Annotated in this window: 17 protein-coding genes; 9 read left to right on the forward strand and 8 right to left on the reverse strand. The window is 74.6% G+C overall.

Going from position 1 to position 20,381, the window contains the following annotated elements; all coding sequences use genetic code 11:
- Positions 1-103: 103 nt before the first annotated feature.
- Positions 104-1,201 (reverse strand): DUF5925 domain-containing protein, encoded by a 1,098-nt coding sequence (locus ACZ5D2_RS02970; RefSeq protein ID WP_371679251.1) that lies wholly within the window; start codon positions 1,199-1,201, stop codon positions 104-106.
- A gap of 207 nt (positions 1,202-1,408) precedes the next feature.
- Between ACZ5D2_RS02970 and ACZ5D2_RS02975 the strand changes: the two genes are divergently transcribed.
- Positions 1,409-2,212 (forward strand): SGNH/GDSL hydrolase family protein, encoded by an 804-nt coding sequence (locus ACZ5D2_RS02975; protein ID WP_468927226.1) that lies wholly within the window; start codon positions 1,409-1,411, stop codon positions 2,210-2,212.
- Here the strand turns inward: ACZ5D2_RS02975 and ACZ5D2_RS02980 are convergent.
- Complete coding sequence (locus ACZ5D2_RS02980; protein ID WP_468926793.1) at positions 2,182-3,912, reverse strand: serine/threonine-protein kinase; 1,731 nt, start codon at positions 3,910-3,912, stop codon at positions 2,182-2,184. The two genes, ACZ5D2_RS02975 and ACZ5D2_RS02980, sit on opposite strands and share 31 nt — an antisense overlap.
- A 270-nt stretch (positions 3,913-4,182) precedes the next feature.
- On the opposite strand from ACZ5D2_RS02980, the gene ACZ5D2_RS02985 reads away from it, so the two are divergent.
- Positions 4,183-4,452, forward strand: coding sequence for a hypothetical protein (locus tag ACZ5D2_RS02985; protein WP_078950594.1), 270 nt, complete (start codon positions 4,183-4,185; stop codon positions 4,450-4,452).
- 92 nt (positions 4,453-4,544) lie between these two features.
- On the opposite strand, the gene ACZ5D2_RS02990 is transcribed toward ACZ5D2_RS02985, so the two are convergent.
- The 3 genes from ACZ5D2_RS02990 to ACZ5D2_RS03000 all read right to left on the reverse strand — a co-directional run bounded on the left by ACZ5D2_RS02990 (position 4,545) and on the right by ACZ5D2_RS03000 (position 7,678).
- Complete coding sequence (locus tag ACZ5D2_RS02990; protein ID WP_468926796.1) at positions 4,545-5,780, reverse strand: CaiB/BaiF CoA transferase family protein; 1,236 nt, start codon at positions 5,778-5,780, stop codon at positions 4,545-4,547.
- A 144-nt stretch (positions 5,781-5,924) separates the two neighbouring features.
- Positions 5,925-6,713: an ABC transporter permease gene (locus tag ACZ5D2_RS02995; RefSeq protein ID WP_371679255.1), complete on the reverse strand. Its 789-nt coding sequence runs from the start codon at positions 6,711-6,713 to the stop codon at positions 5,925-5,927.
- The gene (locus tag ACZ5D2_RS03000; protein ID WP_371679256.1) at positions 6,710-7,678 is read right to left on the reverse strand and encodes an ATP-binding cassette domain-containing protein; all 969 of its coding nucleotides are present in this window, start codon (positions 7,676-7,678) and stop codon (positions 6,710-6,712) included. The genes ACZ5D2_RS02995 and ACZ5D2_RS03000 overlap by 4 nt, the downstream gene beginning before the upstream one ends.
- 72 nt (positions 7,679-7,750) lie before the next feature.
- On the opposite strand from ACZ5D2_RS03000, the gene ACZ5D2_RS03005 reads away from it, so the two are divergent.
- Positions 7,751-8,482 carry a TetR/AcrR family transcriptional regulator gene (locus ACZ5D2_RS03005; RefSeq protein ID WP_371679257.1) on the forward strand — a complete coding sequence of 244 codons (732 nt, stop codon included), beginning with the start codon at positions 7,751-7,753 and terminating at the stop codon, positions 8,480-8,482.
- Positions 8,483-8,544: 62 nt separating this feature from the next.
- Here ACZ5D2_RS03005 and ACZ5D2_RS03010 read toward each other — a convergent pair whose 3' ends face one another.
- Positions 8,545-9,666, reverse strand: coding sequence for a type ISP restriction/modification enzyme (locus ACZ5D2_RS03010; protein WP_371681326.1), 1,122 nt, complete (start codon positions 9,664-9,666; stop codon positions 8,545-8,547).
- Positions 9,667-9,806: 140 nt separating this feature from the next.
- Between ACZ5D2_RS03010 and ACZ5D2_RS03015 the strand changes: the two genes are divergently transcribed.
- Entirely contained in the window at positions 9,807-9,977 is a 171-nt protein-coding gene (locus ACZ5D2_RS03015) for a hypothetical protein (protein ID WP_371679258.1), read from the forward strand.
- A gap of 101 nt (positions 9,978-10,078) precedes the next feature.
- Here the strand turns inward: ACZ5D2_RS03015 and ACZ5D2_RS03020 are convergent, their stop codons facing one another.
- On the reverse strand, positions 10,079-10,828 hold the full coding sequence (locus ACZ5D2_RS03020) for a GntR family transcriptional regulator (RefSeq protein ID WP_371681327.1): 750 nt from the start codon (positions 10,826-10,828) through the stop codon (positions 10,079-10,081).
- A gap of 83 nt (positions 10,829-10,911) precedes the next feature.
- The gene (hmgA, locus tag ACZ5D2_RS03025; protein ID WP_371679259.1) at positions 10,912-12,246 is read right to left on the reverse strand and encodes a homogentisate 1,2-dioxygenase; all 1,335 of its coding nucleotides are present in this window, start codon (positions 12,244-12,246) and stop codon (positions 10,912-10,914) included.
- A 205-nt stretch (positions 12,247-12,451) separates the two neighbouring features.
- On the opposite strand from hmgA, the gene ACZ5D2_RS03030 reads away from it, so the two are divergent.
- The 5 genes from ACZ5D2_RS03030 to ACZ5D2_RS03050 all read left to right on the forward strand — a co-directional run bounded on the left by ACZ5D2_RS03030 (position 12,452) and on the right by ACZ5D2_RS03050 (position 20,331).
- Positions 12,452-14,518 (forward strand): right-handed parallel beta-helix repeat-containing protein, encoded by a 2,067-nt coding sequence (locus ACZ5D2_RS03030; RefSeq protein WP_371679260.1) that lies wholly within the window; start codon positions 12,452-12,454, stop codon positions 14,516-14,518.
- 474 nt (positions 14,519-14,992) lie between these two features.
- Positions 14,993-15,787: a cupredoxin domain-containing protein gene (locus ACZ5D2_RS03035; RefSeq protein WP_468926803.1), complete on the forward strand. Its 795-nt coding sequence runs from the start codon at positions 14,993-14,995 to the stop codon at positions 15,785-15,787.
- Entirely contained in the window at positions 15,784-17,217 is a 1,434-nt protein-coding gene (locus tag ACZ5D2_RS03040) for a hypothetical protein (protein ID WP_468926806.1), read from the forward strand. The genes ACZ5D2_RS03035 and ACZ5D2_RS03040 overlap by 4 nt, the downstream gene beginning before the upstream one ends.
- Positions 17,218-17,263: 46 nt before the next feature.
- The gene (locus tag ACZ5D2_RS03045) at positions 17,264-17,884 is read left to right on the forward strand and encodes a TetR/AcrR family transcriptional regulator (RefSeq protein WP_371681329.1); all 621 of its coding nucleotides are present in this window, start codon (positions 17,264-17,266) and stop codon (positions 17,882-17,884) included.
- 140 nt (positions 17,885-18,024) lie between these two features.
- The gene (locus tag ACZ5D2_RS03050) at positions 18,025-20,331 is read left to right on the forward strand and encodes a molybdopterin-dependent oxidoreductase (protein WP_468926808.1); all 2,307 of its coding nucleotides are present in this window, start codon (positions 18,025-18,027) and stop codon (positions 20,329-20,331) included.
- Positions 20,332-20,381: the final 50 nt, after the last annotated feature.

Raw genomic sequence — 20,381 nt, forward strand, 5'->3', positions numbered from 1 at the left:
GCCCGGTGCCCGGTGCCAGCGGCGCGGTCTGGGCGCGGGCCGCCGTCGGGCGGGCGGGGTTCGGGGGCCTGCCCCGAGCCGCCCCCCCCGTGACCGCCGGAGGCTAGAGGTACAGGCCCGCCTCCGGCGTCTGCGGCTGCGCCGGGACCACCGCCGCCGGTCCCGTGCCGCGGCGCAGGGCGAAGAGTTCGGCCAGGGTCGCGCCCTCGCGGGAGACGCCCTCCTCCGTGCCGAGCCAGTCCACCGCCTCCCCCCGCGTCAGCCGCCCGACCTCGATGCGGGCCAGGCAGCGCCCCGGGCGGACGACCGCGGGATGGAGCCGCTCCAGGTCCTCGTTGGTGGTGACGCCGACCAGCACGTTGCGGCCCTGCCCGAGCAGACCGTCGGTCAGGTTCAGCAGCCGCGACAGGGCCTGACCCGCCGTGTGCCGGGCCTCCCCGCGGATCAGCTCGTCGCAGTCCTCCAGCAGCAGCAGCCGCCACCGCCCCTTGGCGGAGCCCTCGTCCTCGCCGATCGCGATGTCCATCAGGTAGCCCACGTCGTTGAACAGCCGTTCCGGGTCCAGGACGCAGTCCACCTGGCACCAGTCCCGCCACGACCGGGCCAGCGTCCGCAGCGCAGAGGTCTTGCCGGTGCCCGGCGGTCCGTGCAGGAGCAGCAGCCGGCCCGCGATGTCGTCCGGGGTGATCTTCATCAGCCGGTCCATCGCCGTCGCCACCGGGGCGGTGTAGTTGGGCCGGACCTCGTCCCAGGTGCCCGCGGAGATCTGCCGGGTCGTGCGGTACGGGCCGCGGCGCGGGGAGACGTACCAGAACCCCATCGTGACGTTGTCGGGCTGCGGTTCGGGCTCGTCCTGCGCCCCCTCGGTGGCCTGGTCGAGGACCCCGGCGGCGAGTTCGTCGCTGACCGCGGTCACCGTCACGTCGGCGCCCCTGCTCCAGCGGGAGACGAGCACGGTCCACCCCTCGCCCTCGGCGAGCGTGGCGCTGCGGTCGGTGTCGCGCGCCGACCGGAGCACGGTCGCCCGCGGCGGCAGCAGCGTCGCCTCCGGCTTCACCCGGTCGATCGTCACGCTCTGCGCGTACGGCTGCTCGCCGGAGGCGAACCGGCCGAGGAACAGGGCGTCGACGACATCCGACGGTGAGTCACTGTCGTCCACGTTCAGGCGAATCGGCAGCGCGTCCTGCGGGTCTGCTGGCATGGCGCCCATGATCCGGCACGATGTGCCCGCACGCACCCGTGTTTCGCCGGATCGGGTGGCCGGGTTCCCCCTTCAAACGCAACGGGCGTGAAGATTCCGGCGCCAAGCCGCCCCGAAACATTCTTGGCATGGACACTTCCACAGGGTCGCGGCTGCTTGTACCACGGACTCAGGAGTAACCCCCCACAAGGAGCCATCCCCATGAGCATCAGACTGTCGCGCCTCGCAGCCCTCGCCTCCTCCCTGCTCCTCGCCGCCGGCGCCACCCTGCTCGGAACCGGCCAGGCGGCCGCCGCCCAGGCCGACTTCGGCTACGTGGCCCTCGGCGACTCGTACTCCTCCGGCGTCGGCTCCGGCAGCTACGACGGCGCCAGTGGCGACTGCAAGCGCACCAGCCGCGCCTACCCGGCCCTGTGGGCCGCCGCCCACTCCCCCCAGACCTTCTCCTTCGTCGCCTGCTCGGGCGCCCGGACGAACGACGTCCTCTCCGGCCAGCTCGCTCCGCTCAACTCCGGCACGGACCTGGTCAGCATCACCATCGGCGGCAACGACGCCGGATTCGCCGACGTCATGACGACCTGTGTGCTCCAGTCCGAATCCACCTGCGTCAGCCGCGTCAACGAGGCCAAGGCGTACGTGGACTCCACCCTCCCGGGCCGGCTCGACCAGGTCTACGACGCCATCCACGGCCGGGCCCCGGGCGCCAGGGTGGTCGTCCTCGGCTACCCCCGCTTCTACAAGCTGAACGGGAACTGCGTCGCCGGCCTCACCGAAGGCGAACGCACCGCCATCAACGGCGCGTCCGACTACCTCAACGCCGCCATCGCCAAGCGTGCCGCCGACCACGGCTTCGCCTTCGCCTCGGTCGCCGGATCCTTCACGGGCCACGAGATCTGCTCCGGCGACGCGTGGCTGCACAGCGTCAACTGGCTCAACATCGGAGAGTCCTACCACCCCACCGCCGCCGGACAGTCCGGCGGCTACCTGCCCGTCTTCGCCGGCAAGGCCTGACCGGCGGGGCGCGACCGTACGCCGTCTCCGCTAGGGGGTGTCTGACGGATCGGAGTCGGACTCGGCGTCGGCGTCGGGGTCGGATCCGGCGGGGGCGTGCCGCCCGGTGTTGCGGAGGCGGCGGGGGAGGAGGCCCCGCCCGTCGGGGTCTCCTTCGCGCACGTCACGGAGAACTCCAGCCACGGCGAGGCCGTCAGAGCGGGCTGCCGCACCTCCAGCCGGACCGCGTCGGCGAGGGTGGCGCCCGCCCGGTGCCCGGACTCGGTGTGGTTCAACTGCCGGGTCCGGGGCCCGTCCGCCTCGTACACGATGCTCTGCCAGTCCGACGCGGGAGCCGATCCCCCGCGCGTGATCCAGCGGTACTCCACCACGGCGGGTGTGCGCGCCACCTCCAGCGTCCCGGTGAAGGCGGGCGCGAGCGTTTCGGGCGGCGGGCAGGTCCCGTCGTAGGCGGGACGCACGGTGTGGACGTAGAGCGTGACGCTCTGCGGGGGCTCGGTGCCCGCCGACGCCGAGGAGGAGGCCGAGGCCGACGCCGACGCCGAAGCCGAGCCGGAGGCGGTCGCCGGAGCGGATCCGGAGGCCGCCGCGGAGCCCGGGGGCCCGGCCCCGCCACCCCCTTCCGTCCCGGAGCCGGTGTCCCGCAGCAGGAGCCACACCAGCAGGGCCAGCACCAGCAGCAGCCCCGCGATCCCGAAGGTCACCACGGCCCCGGCCGACCCCTGCCGCGGCGGCGCGGGTGGGGGCGGTACGGGTGCGGGCGCCGCGGCCATCGGCGGGGTCTCCCCGTACGCCCCGCCCCCCGGTTGCGCGACGGCCGTCGGGGCGTCCGGCCCCGACACCGGCCCGCCGGGGGCCCGGACGGTCCCGCCCGCACCGATGATCCGCAGCATCCGGGCGGCCTCCGCGGCGGCGAGCCGCTCCCGCGGATCCTTGCGCAGCAGCCCCTCCAGTACGGGCTCCAGGGGCCCGGCCCGGCGCGGCGGCGGAAGTTCCAGATCGACCACGGCGTGGAGCGTCGACAGCGGGGTGTCCCGGAGGAACGGCGAGACGCCCTCCACGGCCGCGTACAGCATCACCCCGAGCGACCACAGGTCCGACTCCGGACCCGGCTCCCGGCCCAGCGCCCGCTCCGGGGCCAGGTATTCGGGGGAGCCGACCACCTCGCCGGTCATCGTGATCGCGGAGGAGCCCTCCAGGCTCGCGATCCCGAAGTCGCTCAGCACCACCCGCCCGTCGTTGGCGATCAGTACGTTGGCGGGCTTCACGTCCCGGTGCAGCACCCCCGCCTCGTGTGCGGAGCGCAGCGCGGCCAGTACCTGCTCGCCGAGGTGGGCCGCCCGCTGCGGGGTCATCGGGCCCTCGCCCTCCAGCACCTCCGCCAGCGAGAGCCCGCGCACCAGCTCCATCACGATCCAGGGCCGGCCGTCCTCGCTCGCCACGTCGTAGACGGTGACGACCCCGCGGTGCGAGACGCGGGCCGCCGCCCACGCCTCCCGTTCCAGGCGCCGGTACATGCGCGCCACCTCGGCGGCGTCCAGCCCGGCGGGGGCCCGTACCTCCTTGACGGCGACCTCTCGGCCCAGTACCTCGTCCCGGGCCCGCCAGACGATGCCCATGCCGCCGCGGCCCAGGGGGCCGAGCAGCCGGTAGCGTCCGGCGACGACACGCGCGGCGTCCCCGCCTTCGTTCCCACTCACGCGAACCCCCAAGCGTCACCGGGTGATCACTCCAAGTTAGCGCAGTGCGCGTCGGGTGGCCCCCGTCGTGACGACACTCTCCGATCACCCCTCCGAGGGGCTCCCCAAGTCGGCCCGAAACTGCGGAGAGTGACGGTCGACTCCGGTGAGTAATCGTCAACTACCCGTAACTACAGGGGTAATTCACACCACCGGGATACCCGAGTGTGACGCCGGGGCGATAGGGTTACCCTGCCCGGGCCGGGTGCCCTCGTACGGGTGGGGAGAGACATGGAACAGATAGCAATGCGCAGCAGGCCGCCCCGCGTGCCTGCCATCACCTGCGGTAGCAGCGCGGTCAGCTCGCGCCTCGACCGCCATCTCGCCGTGCTGGGCGGTCCCGCCGTCCCGCACCACGAGGTGGCCGAGGCGACCCTGCTGATGCGCGAGCTCACCTCCCGCGACCACACGCACGTCCAGCGGAGCCGGAGCGCGCGCGTCGCGCTGTTCGCCCCGCTGCGCAGGCTGCGGCGCACGCTCTTCGGCAGCCGCCGCTCGTAACCTCCCCGCAGCGCGGCCGGTCCGGCCCGGCCGCACCCCGGCCCCGTCCCCTCCCGGGTGTCCACCGGGAGCCTCCCGGCGTACCCCCGGCCTCAGGCGATCACACCGTCCCGGCGCAGTGCCGTGATCTGCGCGCCCGTCATCCCCAGGGCGCGCAGCAGGGCGTCGGTGTGCTCGCCGAGCGCGGGCACCGCTCCCATCCGCGGTTCCGCGCCACCCGGCAGCCCGATCGGCGGCAGCAGCGCGCGCAGCGGGCCCGCCGGTGAATCCACCTCCCGCCAGCGGTCGCGTGCCGCGAGCTGCGGGTGCGCGGCCAGCTGTGCCACCGAGTTGAGCCGTGCGCAGGCGATCCCGGCCGCCTCCAGCAACCCCACCGCCTCGTCCGCGCCGAGCCGGCCGAGCGCCTCGGCCACCACCGCGTCCGTCTTCTCCCGGCCCCGGGTGCGCGCCGCGTTCGTCGCGTACGCCGGATCCTCCGCGAGATCGGGCCGCCCCAGCACCTGCCGTGCCAGGCGCCCCCACTCCCGGTCGTTCTGCACGGACAGCAGCACGCGGTCCCCGTCGGCCGTCGGGTAGGCGTCGTAGGGCGCGATCACGGCGTGCGCGAGACCCGTCCGTACGGGCTGCTCCCCGCCGTGCATCGTGTGGTGCAGCGGATGTCCCATCCATTCGGCGAGGGCGTCCAGCATCGACACCTCGACGGGGCCGCCGCGGCCGGTCGCCCCGCGGCGCAGGAGGGCGGCGAGCACCCCGGAGAAGGCGTACATGGCGGCGGCGATGTCGGCCGCCGGGATCCCCGCCTTGACGGGCACCCCGGGCGTGCCGGTCACCGAGACCAGGCCGGCCTCGCACTGCACGAGCATGTCGTAGGCGCGCTTGTGGGCGTAGGGGCCCTCGGGCCCGTAGCCGGAGACGTCCACGGCGATCAGCCGGGGGTAGCGGGCGCACAGGGCCGCGGCGTCGATCCCGAGGCGGGCGGCGGCGCCCTGCGCGAGGTTCTGGACGAAGACGTCGGCGCCGGCCAGCAGCTCGTGCAGCACCTCCAGCCCGCGCGGGTCCTTCAGGTCGAGGGCGAGGGACTCCTTGCCGCGGTTGGCCCAGACGAAGTGCGAGGCCAGGCCGTGGGCGGCGGTGTCGTACGCCCGCGCGAAGTCGCCGCCGTCGGGGCGTTCCACCTTGATGACCCGGGCGCCGAGGTCGGCGAGCTGACGGGTGGCGAAGGGGGCGGAGACGGCCTGTTCGACGGCGACGACCGTGAGGCCGGCGAGGGGGAGGGGCTCGGGGGCGGCGCCCCGGGGGGCGGCGGCGGGGGCCGGGTCGGTGTCCATGACACCGATGCCTATACCGGGAGGGCCGGGTCTGTCACCCCGTACGGCCCCGGCGGTCCGCGTGCGGCCACGCGGATCCCGCAGTCCGGCGACCGTACGTCCACCGCCGTCCCCGTCCGGAGGGGGTTCGGTTCCGGAGGGGATTCAGTCCCGGCCGCGGGCGAACCTGCGCGTGGCCAGCGGTACGAAGAGCGCCAGCAGGAGCAGTGACCACAGCACCGCCCCGGCCACCGGGTGGACCGCCGGCCAGGACGCGCCCGGGGCCGCCTCGCCGCCGGCGTTGCCGCACAGGGCCCGTACGGCGGTGGCCACGGCGCTGATCGGGTTCCACTCCGCGACCGTCCGCAGCCAGCCGGTCAGCCCGGCCGTCGGCAGGTAGGCGCTCGACAGCATCGGCAGGACGAAGGTGGCGCTGGCGAGTTGCCCCGCCGCCTCCTCGCTCCGGCTCACCAGCCCGAGGTACGTCCCCGCCCACGCGGTGGCGAAGCGGAACAGCAGCAGTACGCCGAACGCCCCGAGCGCGCCGGGCAGTCCGTTCTCGGCCCGCCAGCCCATCGCCAGCCCCACCAGCATCACCGGCACCAGCGACACCGCCGTGGTCAGCAGGTCGGCGGCCGTCTGGCCCAGGGGGACGGCGCTCCGGCTCATCGGCAGGGTCCGGAAGCGGTCCATCACCCCGCGGTGCGCGTCCTGCGCGGCCGTGAACATGCCGGTCATCAGGCCGTTGGCGGCGGTCGCGGCGAGCAGTCCGGGCACCAGGAACTCGCGGTACTCGGAGCCCGGCATGGCGAGCGCGCTGCCGAAGACGTAGCCGAAGAAGAGCAGCATCGTCAGCGGCATCGTCTGGGTCAGCACCAGCAGCGCCGGGGCGTGCCGGGCCTTCTGGAGCTGGCGGGTCAGGACGGCGCCGCCGTCCGAGAGCAGGGTGGTCATGCCGCGTTCTCCTTCGTGGGGGCGGGGGCCGGAACCCGGGTGAGGCGCAGGAACACCTCGTCGAGGGTGGGCGGGCGCAGGCTCGCGTCCGTCACCGGGACGCCGGCGCCGTCGAGCGCGCGGATCACCTGCGGGAGGGTGACGCCGGGGTCCAGCACGGTCGCCCCGACGGTGAGCCGCTGCTCGTCCAGGGCGGGCCGCCCGCCCGTGAGCCGGTCGAGGACCCCGGCCGCGGCCGTGAGGGCGTCCGCCCGCGCGACGGTGACCTCGGCGTAGGAGCCGATGCGGGCCTTGAGGGCGGTCGGGGTGCCGTTGGCGACGGCCCGGCCGCGGTCGACGACCAGGATGTCGTCGGCGAGCCGGTCGGCCTCCTCCAGGTACTGGGTGGTGAGCAGGACGGTGGTGCCCTCGTCGGCGAGCGCGCGCACGGCCGTCCAGATGTGCTCGCGGGCCGCCGGATCCAGGCCGGTGGTGGGCTCGTCCAGGAACAGCACCCGGGGGCGGGTGATCAGTCCGGCGGCGAGGTCCAGGCGCCGCCTCGTGCCGCCGGACCAGGTCGAGGCCACCCGGTCGGCGGCCTCGCCGAGCCCGAACCGTTCCAGCAGCGCGTCGGCGCGCTCCCGCCCGGCCCTGCCGCGCAGTCCGGCGAGGCGGGCGAAGAGCCGGAGGTTCTCGCGGCCGGTGAGGTCCCCGTCGACGGAGGCGTACTGCCCGGTGACCCCGATGGCGCGGCGGACGGCGGCGGGGTCGCGGGTGACGTCGTGGCCGGCGACCAGGGCACGGCCCCCGGTGGGCGCGGTGAGGGTGGTGAGGATCCGGACGGCGGTGGTCTTGCCCGCGCCGTTGGGGCCCAGCAACCCGCAGACGGCGCCTTCCGGCACGGCCAGATCCAGCCCGCGCAGCGCGCGCACCTCACCGTAGTGCTTCTCCAGACCCTCACTAAGTACAGCGTACGTAGTCGTCATATGGGCACCGTACCTCACTACGTACGGTGTACGTAACTAAGATGGTGGCGAGACGACGAGGTGATGTGACCGATGACAGCCGGCGGGCGCCCCGCTGAACCCGAAGTGATCTGGACCCGCCCCGTGCGCGCGGGGCGCGGACCGCGCCCCGCGCACAGCCGGGACTCCATCGCCGCCGAGGCGGTGCGGATCGCCGACGCGGAGGGGATCGAGGCCGTCTCCATGCGGCGCGTGGCGGCGGGTATCGGTGCCGGGACCATGTCCCTGTACAACTACGTCCCCCGCAAGGAGGACCTCCACGAGCTGATGGTCGACACCGTCAGCGGGGAGTACGAACTGACCCCGCCGAGCGGCGACTGGCGCGCCGACCTGCTCGCGCTGGCCCGACAGACCCGGGCCCTGATGCACCGCCACCCGTGGTTGCCGCGACTGCTGAGCCCGGTCTACGGGTTCGGCCCGCACGCCCTGCGGTACCTGGAGCACAGCCTGGCCTGCCTGGCGCCGCTGGAGGCTTCCGGCGGCGAGAAGCTGGAGCTGATCGCCGCGGTGAACGGCACGGTGGCCGCGTTCGTGGGGAGCGAGCTGGCCCTGGCCGAACGGGCCCGCTCGCTGCCCTGGAGCGAGGCCGCCGAACAGGGTGTACGGACGGCCTGGCTCGGCTCCCGGCTGGCGTCGGGGGAGTACCCGCGGCTCGCCGAGGCCCTCACGGCGAGCGGCCCGGCATCCCCGGTGCCGCCCGACATGGCGACGGTCTTCGACCGCGCGGTGTCCCGCCTGCTGGGCGCCTGGGACCCCGCTCCCTGACGGGGCCGGCCGCGCCGTGTCCGCGTGGCCCGGGGCTGCCGCGCCCGCGCGGCGTGCAGGGGCTACAGCAGGGCGAACTGGCCGCCCGGGCCCTCCTCCTGGTGGTCCAGCACCGACGCGGGCCGCCGGGACCAGCGCGGCGGCGGCAGCACCCCGGCGGCCGTCAGTTCCCCGGCCGCCAGCAGCGGTCCGGGAGTGAACGCAGCCCGCAGAGGGGCCAGATCGGCCAGCAGCGCCAGGGTCGTCACCAGGGCCGACAGCTCCGAGGTCCAGGACTGCGGCCACTCGGCCGGGCCGAACGCCTCCAGCCCCCGCGCCCGCGGATCCCGGTGCGCACCGCGCGCGGCGAACCAGGACTCCAGCACCCGCACGCCCTGCGCCTCGTACTCCCACGCGCCCGCCGGAACCGGGGAGACCGCACCGTCCCCGAGGGTCAGCGTCTCGCTCTCCGGGTCGTACGCGAGCTCCTGCGGCCAGGCCGTCACCGCCGAGCGGACGTACGGCCGCCGCCCGCCCGGCAGCCGGGGCGGCTCCCCGCCCCGCACCCCGCGCAGCTGAACGGTGAGCAGCCGCTGACCCAGCTCCAGCCCGGCCCGCCACCGCTCCGGGTCCGCCGCGAGCGGGACCTCGTACCCGCGCGGCCCGGGGCGGCCCGCGGCGAGGATCCAGCACAGCACGTCCTCGGGGGTGACCCAGCCGCCGTGGCGCGCCCCCAGCAGCGGCAGCAGGCCCGGCGCGAGGTTCGGCTCGGCCCCGCCGGGGCGCCGGTGCAGCGGCCGGATCCGGCCGAGCCGGCCCGCCGGGAGGTGGGCGGTGACCAGCGGCTCCGGCGTCTCCACCACGAACAGCTGCTGCGCGTCGAGGACCCGCCACAGCTCGGGGCGCGCCGAGTCGATGAGCCGCTGGTCGGGCAGCAGCCACTGCTCGTCGAAGGGCGCCCGGAGTACCCGCACGGGGTCGGGGAACGGGCCGGGGGCCTCGGAGAACCGGGCCGTCGCCGAGCGCTGCCCGGGCAGGGCGGCCGCTCCGGCCGCGGGCGTACGGGTCCGGCTCGGGCGGAACAGCAGCTCCCGCTCCGGCCCTTCGGCGCGCGTCAGGGCCGTCCAGCGGGCGCGCAGCGTGGCCGGACCGGGCGCGACCACCCAGTCCCGCCCCAGGCGCAGGCCGCCCACGGACCAGGGCATCAGATCGTCCAGCAGCGGTACGTCTTCGCTCACCCGGCAGATGGTAGCGACGGGGCGCGGGGGCCGGGCCGTGTCCAGGCCGAAGCGTTACGCTCCTTATGTACGCATACATGCGATCCGTACCGACCTAGGAGTCGGCCATGAGTCAGTACGACGAGTATTCGACGCCGTCACAGGCGGAGGGCGAGCGGCTCGACGAGGACATGGACGAGCAGCAGCGCAAGCAGCAACAGCACCCCCATACGATGCGCACCACCCCCTCCCAGGCCGAGGGGGAACGCCCCGGGGAGGAGCAGGGCGAGAAGAGCTAGGACGCGTCGGGCGTCAGCTCCCGTCGAGTGTCAGGTCCCGTCGAGTGTCAGAGCCCGTCGAGCGAGCGCCGGGGCCCGTCGGCCGGCAGGGCCCGTCACCGTCAGGGCGCGTCGACCGTCACCGTGAAGGAGAACCGGTCGCCGCGGTAGCGGATCCGCGCCACGTCGGCCACCCGCCCGTCCTCGTCGTACGTCACGCCCGTGTAGTGCAGGATCGGGCTCAGCAGCGGGACCTGGAGCAGCTCGGCCGTGACCGGGTCCGCCAGGCGCGCCTCGACGGTGTCGGTGATCCGGCTGATCCGCACCCCCACCACGTCGCGCAGCACCTTCGTCATCGGCCACCGCACCAGGTCGTCCAGGTCCACGGCGTCCGCGAACTCCGGGCGCACCGCGTTCTCCGCCCAGTTCGTGGGCTCGCCGCTCTCCCCGTCGTGGCGGAGCCTGCGGTACGTGACCACCTCGGCGGTGTCGGGGAAGTGCTCCAGCAGTTCACCGGCCACCGGAGTCCGCTCCCGTCCCAGGATCGTCGTCCGCTCACCCGACTGCTGGGCCACGATCGCGTCGACCGACCCCAGCAGCCGCACCGGGGCGCTGCGCAGCGCGCCCGGCTCGATGAAGGTGCCGCGCCGCCGGTGCCGGCTGATCAGGCCCTCGACCTCCAGCTCCTTGAGCGCCTGGCGCATCGTCAGGACGCTCACGCCGTAGTGCTCGGCGAGCTGTTCCTCGGTCGGCAGGCGCAAGGAGGCGTCCGGGGTGCGGCCCAGTATCGAGGCGCGCAGGGACTGGGACACCTGGTACCAGAGGGGCAGTTTCCGGTTCAGGACGAGGGAGTCGGGGGCGAAGGCGGTCACGGGTGGTTCTCCGAACGGCGGCAGACTGGAGTGCAGGCGGCGGGCGTGCGCGCACGGGGGCCGTGCGCGCACGCATGCGCATGTTAGGCGCGGAAGTGGCGCTGGAGACCCTCCCAGACATCGTCGTATCCGCGCTGGAGGTGTTCCGCCCCGGCCGCCTGGGGGGTGGCGGTGATCGGCCAGCGGGTCTCGAACATGAAGGCCAGGCCGTCGTCGATCTTCTGCGGCTTCAGCTCGGCGGCGCTGGCCCGGTCGAAGGTCTCGCGGTCGGGACCGTGCGCCGACATCATGTTGTGCAGCGAGCCGCCGCCGGGCACGAAGCCCTCGGCCTTGGCGTCGTAGGCGCCCTCGATCAGGCCCATGTACTCGCTCATCACGTTGCGGTGGAAGTACGGCGGGCGGAAGGTGTCCTCGCCGACCAGCCAGCGCGGGGCGAAGACCACGAAGTCCACGCCCGCCAGGCCCGGGGTGTCGGAGGGCGACGTCAGCACGGTGAAGATCGACGGGTCGGGGTGGTCGTAGCTGATCGACCCGATGACGTTGAAGCGGCGCAGGTCGTAGACGTACGGGACGTGCGTGCCGTGCCAGGCCACGACGTCGAGGGGGGAGTGGTCGTAGGTGGCGGACCAGAGGTTCCCGCAGAACTTGTTGACCACCTCGGTGGGACGCTCGACGTCCTCGTACGCGGCGACGGGCGCCCGGAAGTCGCGGGCGGCGGCGAGGCCGTTGGCGCCGATCGGGCCCAGGTCGGGGAGGTCGAAGGGCTGTCCGTAGTTCTCGCAGACGTAGCCGCGGGCGGGCGCGCCGCCCCCGTCGCGGTCTCCGTCGAGGAGCTCGACGCGGAAACGGATGCCGCGCGGGATCAGGGCCACCTCGCCGGGGCCGACCGAGAGCAGGCCGAGCTCGGTGCGCAGCAGCAGGCCGCCCCGCTCCGGGACGATCAGCAGCTCACCGTCGGAGTCGCTGAACACCCGGTCCGTCATGTCGGCGTTGGCGGCGTAGAGGTGGATGGCCATGCCGGTGCGCTGGGTGGCGTCGCCGTTGCCGCCCAGGGTCCACAGGCCGGCCAGGAAATCGGTGCCCGGGGCCGGGTCGGGCAGCGGGTTCCAGCGCAGCCGGTTGGGGTCCGGGACCGCCTCGGTGAAGGGCGCCGTGCGCAGTGCTCCGTTGCCGACCCGGGTGAAGGCGGGGTGCGCGGCCGAAGGGCGGATCCGGTAGAGCCAGGAGCGGCGGTTGTGGCGGCGCGGCTCGGTGAAGGCGCTGCCGCTGAGCTGCTCGGCGTAGAGGCCGAGCGGGGCGCGCTGGGGTGAGTTGCGGCCGTGGGGGAGTGCGCCCGGCACGGCCTCCGAGCTGTGCTCGTTTCCGAAGCCGGTGAGGTACTCCAGCGCCTCCGCCGTCTTCCTGGCCTGCTCACTCATGGGCTGCTCCCGCTCCGTCGAAGGAATCCTATGCCAGACAGTAGGATTCCGCGCGCCACTCGTCAACGCCGTCCCGGACCACGCCACCGATTCCCGCCGGGGCCTCCCGCCGGGCGGCGGTGCGGGCGGCGGTGCGGACGGCGGTGCGGACGGATCCGTGCGGGAGGGGATCCGAAAAGATGAACATTGCTCTACTCTCACGCGCATGTCGTGGACCTGCAGGTTCCCTGGCGTGCCGGCGGCGCTCCTCGCCGCCCTGCTCGCCCTCCTGTCCCTCTTCGCCGCCGCGCCCGCCGCCCTCGCGCACGAAGAGCGCCCCGTCGCCCTGCCCGACGGCACCGGATCCGTCCCCGCGTACCGCGCGGCCGAGCCCGACCTGATCGTCTGCAAGACCGACCGGCCCGCCTTCGAGCGCCGCATCGCCGGATTCCCCGACGACCTGCGCCGCCGCAACCTCGACCTCTACGAACGCTGCGAGAAGTCCGGCTACCGCCACCTCCAGGCGGCCGTCGACGCCGTGGACCGCCCCGGCATGAACATCGCGGTCCTGCCCGGCCTCTACGAGGAGGAGCCCTCGCTCCCCAAGCCGACGGGCGAGTGCGCCGCCCTCAAGGCCCCCAACTCCGCCCTGGGCTACCAGATCCTGTCCTGCGAACAGCAGGCGAGCTGCCCGCACAACCAGAACCTCGTCGCGATCCTCGGCAAGAAGGACCTCCAGATCGAGGGCACCGGCGCCTCGCGCATGGACGTCGTCATCGACGCCAAGTACCAGAAGCTGAACGCCATCCGCGCCGACGAGTCCGACGGCGTCTACTTCCGCAACTTCACCGCCCAGCGCACCACCTTCAACTCGCTGTACGTACTGGCCGGCGACGGCTTCGTCATCGACGACGTACTGACCCGCTGGAACGACGAGTACGGCTTCCTGACCTTCGCCAGCGACCACGGCCTGTACAAGAACTGCGAGTCCTACGGCAACGGAGACTCCGGCATCTACCCCGGCAGCGCCTCCAACATCAACGACGGGCGCGGCTACGACGTGCCCCGGTACTCGATCGAGATCACCGGCTGCCGCAGCCACCACAACATGGTCGGCTACTCCGGCACCGCCGGTGACTCGGTGTGGGTCCACGACAACGAGTTCGACCAGAACATGGGCGGCGCCTCGATGGACAGCGCCTTCCCCGGACACCCCGGCCTCCCGCAGAACCACGCCCGCTTCGAACGCAACCTCATCCACGACAACAACGCCGACTACTACCCCTACGTGGCCGACGGCACCTGCGCGAAGCCGCCCGTCGAGCGCGGCTACGAACAGGGGGTGGTCTGCCCCCAGATCTCGATGCCGCCGGGCACCGGCATCATCACCGCCGGAGGCAACTGGAACCTCTACGAGAACAACTGGGTGTACGGCCACCGGCGGGCCGCCTTCTTCCTCAGCGCGGTGCCGGCCTACATCCGCGGCGAGGAGAAGTGGTCGAAGCAGACCGACACCTCCCACCACAACCGGTACGCCGGCAACATCCTCGGCAAGGACAGGTCAGGGGCCTCCCGGCCCAACGGCACCGACGTGTGGTGGGACGGCCAGGGCCGCGGCAACTGCTGGCAGGACGGCCCCGACGGCTCCACCCCGGGCACCCTGCCGCAGTGCGGGAAGGCGCGCGGCGAGGTCGGCGGCGCCTCCGCCCGGCTGGTGGGCGAACCGGTCAAGCTCGCCCAGCTGCTGGTCTGTGCGGACTACAACGTCCAGGCCCGCAAACTCCCGGCCGGCTGCGACTGGTACGGGGCCCGCGGTCTGGAACGGGTGGAGACGCAGATCGCGCTGGCGGTGGCGGCCGTCCTGCTGCTGGTCGGCGGGGTGCTGTGGTGGCGCCGCCTGCGCCGCTCCCGGCTGGGCACGGTGGCCTCCCTGCTGGGGGCCGCCGGGGTGGCCCTGGACGTGGCCGGCTCCACGATGCCCCTCCAGGACACCTTCGTCCCGGCCCTCGCCCTGCTGCTGCTCGGCCTCTGGTGGACCGGCGCCGGCCTGGCCCTGCGCCCCGGGCGCCCCTGGCTGGCCCGGCTGACGCTGCTCCTGGGGGCGCTGACCCTGCTGGACGCCTTCGACAAGGCCGTTCTGATGATCCCCTGGATCCCGCTGAGCCCCGCCTGGATACGCGCGCTGGTGGCGCTGGTGTGGGTCCTGTGGACGGCCGTCGCCGCGGCCCGCCCCACCCCACGCACCTCCTCGGCCCCCCAGCCCCCCACCCCGGCCCCCGCCCTGACCCCCTGACCCCGCCCCCGCCCTGCCCCCCCCGCCTCGCCCCCCGCCCCGCCCCCCGGCTCTGGCCCCCTGGCCCGAGCCCCTGCCCCGGGCCCTTCCGGGGCGGGCCCTGCCCCTCACCGCCTGCCCCGGGGCCCGGTCCGGAGCGGGGCCCACCCCGACCCGGCTCTCGACTGGATCCCCGCTCCGTACCGCCCGCCGGCACCCGCCCCGACGCCCCGCTCCTCGCCCCGACGCCCGCTACTGACGACTCGTCGAGCCCACCGCCGGCGCCCCGCCGGCCCGCTGTCGGGGCGTGGCGGCGCGGGCGCTGGGGCGGGCCGCGGGGTCGGTGGCCGGCCGGCCCGAACCTCCATCGGAGGCCCGAAGTGACCGTCCCCGCACAGGCCCGCATCCGGTGCGACGCCTGCCGACCACCCGCCCGCGCGGGCCGGCCGCCCCGACGCCCGCACGGCCGCGCTCGTCGCCCTCCTCCTGCTCCTCGTGGGCGGCGCGGCCACCGGCTGCGGGGGCAGGGCCACCACCCACCACAAACCCGGCACCACCCACGAGCAGGCCTCCGGCAGTACCGGCACCCTGCTCGACACCCAGGACGGCGGCGGCCACCGCCTGCGCGAGGTCCCGGCCGGGGGCGCGCCGGAGGTCAGGCTCACCGCCCGCCCCGACTCCGAGGACGGCTGGAACCTCCAACTGGCCGTCACCAACTTCCGCTTCACCCCCGACAGCACCGGTGGCGCCGCCCTCCCGGGCGCCGGCCACGCCCACCTCGGACTCGACGGCCACAAGCTGGCCCGCGTGTACGGCCCCTGGTTCCACCTGCCCGCGGCGCAGGTGCCCGAGGGCGCGCACACCCTGACCGTCCGCCTCTACGCCGACGACCACACGGCCTGGGCCGTCGCCGGCAAGCCGGTCGAGGCGTCCGTGCCGCTGACCGCGGGCCCCCCGGGCGAGGCGTCCCACAGCCACTCCGCACCCGCGCCGACCGGCTCGGCGGCGCCCTCCGGGGCTCCGCGGGCCGACCGCACCGTGACCCTCGCCGTCCGGGACGGCAAGGTGGTCCCCGCCACCGGCCGCACCGAGGTCAAGCGCGGCGAACGCGTCGCCCTGCGGGTCACCAGCGACCGCGCCGACACCCTCCACGTCCACGGCTACGACAAGGAACTCGCCCTGCCCGCGGGCCAGGAGGCGACCCTGGTCCTGACGGCCGACCGCACGGGCCTCTTCGAGGTGGAGACCCACGAGTCCGGGCTGGTCCTGACCCAGCTCCTGGTCCGATGACCCCCGGCCCCGGGGCGGCGGCCCAGGGCCGGGCGTCAGCGCCCGGGGTGTGGTCCGGCGTCCGGCCCGGACCGTCGGCGGAGCCGGGAGCGGTGGCGGCGTTCGGGCCGGGGCCCGGCCGGAGCGTGGTCCTTCACCCGGCCGACCCGCAGGTCCCGCTCGCGCACGGGATCGGCTCCCAGCACGACCTGCCCATCTCTCCCTTCTACGCCTTCGCCGGAGCCTTCACCGCACTCTTCGTCTCCTTCCTCGCACTCGGTCTCCTCTGGTCGGTCTCCCGCTTCCGCGGCGACCGCTCCGGTCTGGCCCTGCCCGCCGGGTTCCAGCGGGTGGCCGACGCGCCGGCCACCCGCACCACCCTGCGCGGCCTCGGCCTCGCCGCAGCCCTCGCCGTACTCCTCCACCTCCTCCTCGATCCCGACGACCCCGCCCGCAACCCCGCTCCCGGCGCCGTCTACGTCCTGCTCTGGGTCGGACTCGTCCCCGCCTCCCTCCTCCTCGGCCCCGTCTGGCGCCTGCTCAACCCGCTGCGCACCCTGCACCGGCTCCTCCGCCGAATCCGCCGCCGCCCGCCCGGTGAGGACCGCCCCCTGCCCGCCCGGCTCGGCCAATGGCCCGCCGCCGCCGGGCTGTTCGGCTTCACCTGGCTGGAGCTCGTCGCCCCCGATCCCGCATCCACCACCACCCTCCTCTGTGCCATCACCGGCTACGCCGCCCTCCACCTGCTGCTCGCCGCCCGCTTCGGCGAGCGGTGGTTCGCCGACGCCGACGCCTTCGAGGCCTACTCCGACCTCCTGGCCCGGCTCTCACCGCTCGGCCGCCGCGGCGACGGCCGCCTGGCCCTGCGCAACCCCCTGCACGGACTCGACGCGACGCCCGAGAGGCCCGGACTCGTCGCCACCGTCTGCGTCCTGCTCGGGTCCACCGCCTACGACGGCTACTCCGACAACCCCGCCTGGATCAACGCCGTTCAGACCTCCCCCCTCGGCCGCACCCCCGCGGCCACCCTCGGGCTGCTCGCTTCCATCGCCCTCGTCGCCACCCTCTACTGCCTGTGCGCCGGCGCCACCCGCCTCGTCAGCGGCCCGCACCCCCGCCCGCTGACCGCCTTCGCGCACTCACTCGTACCGATCGCCCTCGGCTATCTCATCGCCCATTACTTCTCCCTCCTCGTCACCGAAGGACCACGCACAGTAATCATGGCACTGGGCACTGACAATGCCCCAGAGCCCAGTCCCCCCTTGGGTTCCGGAGGCCTCGCGGCCCTCCAGGTGATCGCCGTCGTGGTCGGTCACGTACTCGGCGTGATCGCCGCCCACGACCGCTCCGTCCGCCTCTTCCCGCCCGCCAGGGCCGTGGCCGGCCAACTCCCGCTGCTCGCGCTGATGGTCACGTACACCCTCGGCGGGCTCACTCTCCTGCTGAACTGAGGGCCGGACGTCCCGTTCACCCGAACCACACGCCAGGAGCGGCATGATGGACCCCGTGCCTCCCGCCCACCCCCTGCGCCGGACCCCGGTCCAGCAGCGCAGCGCCGACCGTCTCGCCCGGATCCTCGACGCCTGTGCCGAGCTCCTGGACGAGACCGGCTACGAGAACCTCAGTACCCGTGCCGTCGCCCTGCGCGCCGGCGTGCCCATCGGATCCGTCTACCGGTTCTTCGGGAACAAGCGGGCCATGGCCGTCGCCCTCGCCCACCGCAACCTCGACCGGTACGCCGACGGCATCCAAAGGCGCCTCGCCGTCTTGCCGGTCGCCCACTGGCGGCCCGTCGTGGACGCCGTCCTCGACGAGTACCTGGCCATGAAGCGCAGCGTCCCGGGCTTCGCCCTCGTCGACTTCGGCGTGCCCGCGCCGCCCGCGGAGGGGCCCGCCGCCGACCCGAACCACCTGGTCGCCGCGCGCCTGACCCGGCTGCTGTGCGGGCATCTGCGCCTCGTCCCCGACGCCGGGCTGGAGCGCGCGGTACTGGTCGCCGTCGAGGCGACCGACGCGCTCGTCCAGCTGGCCTTCCGGTCCGACCCGGCGGGGGACCCCGCGATCGTCGCCGAGACGCGGGCCATGATGCACGCCTACCTGGCCCGGGTCCTGGACTGAACGGCCCGGAGCCGACCGGTCGCCGCAACCCCCTCCCCGACGTGCCTACCGGTCGGTATGCTCGGGGCGCCCGCGTGCCCGCGCCGCCGGGCCGGGCCGCCGACGGTCCGTGCCGCGGCCTGCCGCCCCCTGGAGGGCCCATGCCCCGCACCGCCCCGCGCATCTGCCCCCTCTGCGAAGCCACCTGCGGCCTCACCCTGACCATCGAGGGGACCACCGTCACCGGTGCCCGGGGTGACCGCGACGACGTCTTCAGCCGCGGCTTCATCTGCCCCAAGGGCGCCGCCTTCGGAGCGCTCGACGCCGACCCGGACCGGCTGCGCACCCCCCTCGTCCGCCGCGACGGCCGCCTGCGCCGGGCGACCTGGGAGGAGGCCTACGACGCCATCGCCGCAGCCGTCCCCGCCCTGGTCCGGGAACACGGGGCGCAGTCCGTGGGCGTCGTCCTCGGCAACCCGAACGTGCACACCATGGCCGGCGCCCTCTACCCGCCGCTGCTCGTGGGCGCCCTGGGCACCCGCAACCTCTTCACCGCCAGCACCCTCGACCAGATGCCCAAACACGTCTCCAGCGGACTGCTGTTCGGCGACCCCTTCGCCATCCCCGTGCCCGACCTCGACCGCACCGACTTCCTGCTCCTGCTCGGCGCCAACCCGGTCGAGTCCAACGGCTCCCTGTGCACCGCCCCCGACTTCCCCGGCCGGCTCAAGGCGCTGCGGGCGCGCGGAGGCACCCTCGTCGTCGTCGACCCGCGCAGGACGCGCACCGCCCGGCTCGCCGACCGGCACCTCGCACCCCGCCCCGGCAGCGACGCCCTGCTGCTCGCCGCCGTCGCGCACACCCTGCTCGCCGAAGGGCTGTCCGCTCCCGGCGCGTTGGCGCGACACACCGAGGGGCTCGGGGAACTCGCCGACGCCCTCGGGAGTTTCACTCCTGAGGCCGTGGCCCCCGCCTGCGACCTCACGGCCGCCGAGATCCGTGACCTGGCCCGTGATCTCGCGGCCGCGCCGACCGCCGCCGTCTACGGGCGGATCGGCAGCTGCACCGTCGAGTACGGGACGCTCGCCAGCTGGCTGGTCGACGTACTGAACATCCTCACCGGCAACCTCGACCGGCCCGGCGGGGCCCTCTTCCCGCTCCCGGCGACCGGCCCACGCCCCCGTGCGGCCGGACCCGGCCGGGGATTCGCGCTCGGCCGCTGGCACAGCCGGGTCTCCGGCCACCCCGAGGCCAAGAGCGAACTGCCCATCGCCGCCCTCGCCGAGGAGATCGAGACCCCGGGTCCGGGGCGGATCCGCGCCCTGATCGCCATCGCCGCCAACCCCGTGCTGTCCGCCCCCGACGGCCGCCGGCTCGACGCGGCCCTGGCCGGGCTGGACTTCATGGTCAGCGTCGACCCCTACCTCAACGAGACCTCCCGTCACGCCCACGTCGTGCTGCCTCCACCGCCCCCGTCCCAGAGCGCGCACCACGACTTCGCCTTCAACGGCTTCGCCATCCGCAACCAGGTCCGCTACACCCGTCCCGCCGTCCCCCTCGAAGCCGGGCGGCTCGACGAGTGCGAGATCCACGCGCGCCTCGTCCTGGCCGTCTCCGGCACGCACGGCGCCGCCGAGCCGTCCGTCGTCGACGAGACGGCGATCCAGGGCGCCCTCGCCCGGGAGACCGCGGACCGGCGCTCCCCCCTCCACGGCGCCGACCCCGCCCGCCTCGCGGGGCTCCTGGCGGGCGAGAACGGACCCGAACGGCGGCTCGACCTGATGCTGCGACTCGGCCCGTACGGAGACCTGTTCGGCGCCGCAGGACAGCCGGTCGGGCAGTCCGACGGGCAGCCGGAAGCGCCGGAGGGCGGGTCTGCGTACGGGCAGCCGGACGGGTCGGACGGCGGGCTGAGTCTGGACAGGCTGCTCGCCCACCCGCACGGCATCGACCTCGGCCCGCTGCGGCCCCGGCTCCCGGGCCTGCTCAGGACCCGCAGCGGCAGGATCGAGCTGCTCCCGGACCCGATCGCGGCCGAGCTCCCCCGACTGCGCGCGGCCCTCACCGGCCGCCCCGCCGCCCTGGTGCTCGTGGGCCGCCGCCACCTGCGGTCCAACAACAGCTGGTTGCACAACGTCCCGGCCCTCACCGGAGGTTCCAACCGCTGCACCCTCCAGGTCCATCCGCGGGACGCGGAGCGGATTGGACTGGCCGACGGGGGACGGGCCCGGGTCACGGCCGACGGCGGCAGTCTGGAGGTCCCCGTGGAGGTCACCGACGCCGTCCGCGCCGGCGTGGTCAGCCTGCCGCACGGCTGGGGCCACGACCGGGACGGCACCCGCCTCGCGGTGGCGGCCGCCGAACCGGGAGTGAACGTCAACCAGCTCCTCGACGGCACCCGGCTCGACCCGCTCTCCGGGACGGCGGTGCTCAACGGCTTCCCCGTCGAACTCGTACCCCTGCCCTGAGCTGGGGTTTTGCTCGTATTGCTCACGCGTCGACGTCTTGTTGGCACAAG

It is taken from the genome of Streptomyces sp. NPDC031479 (assembly GCF_055581065.1).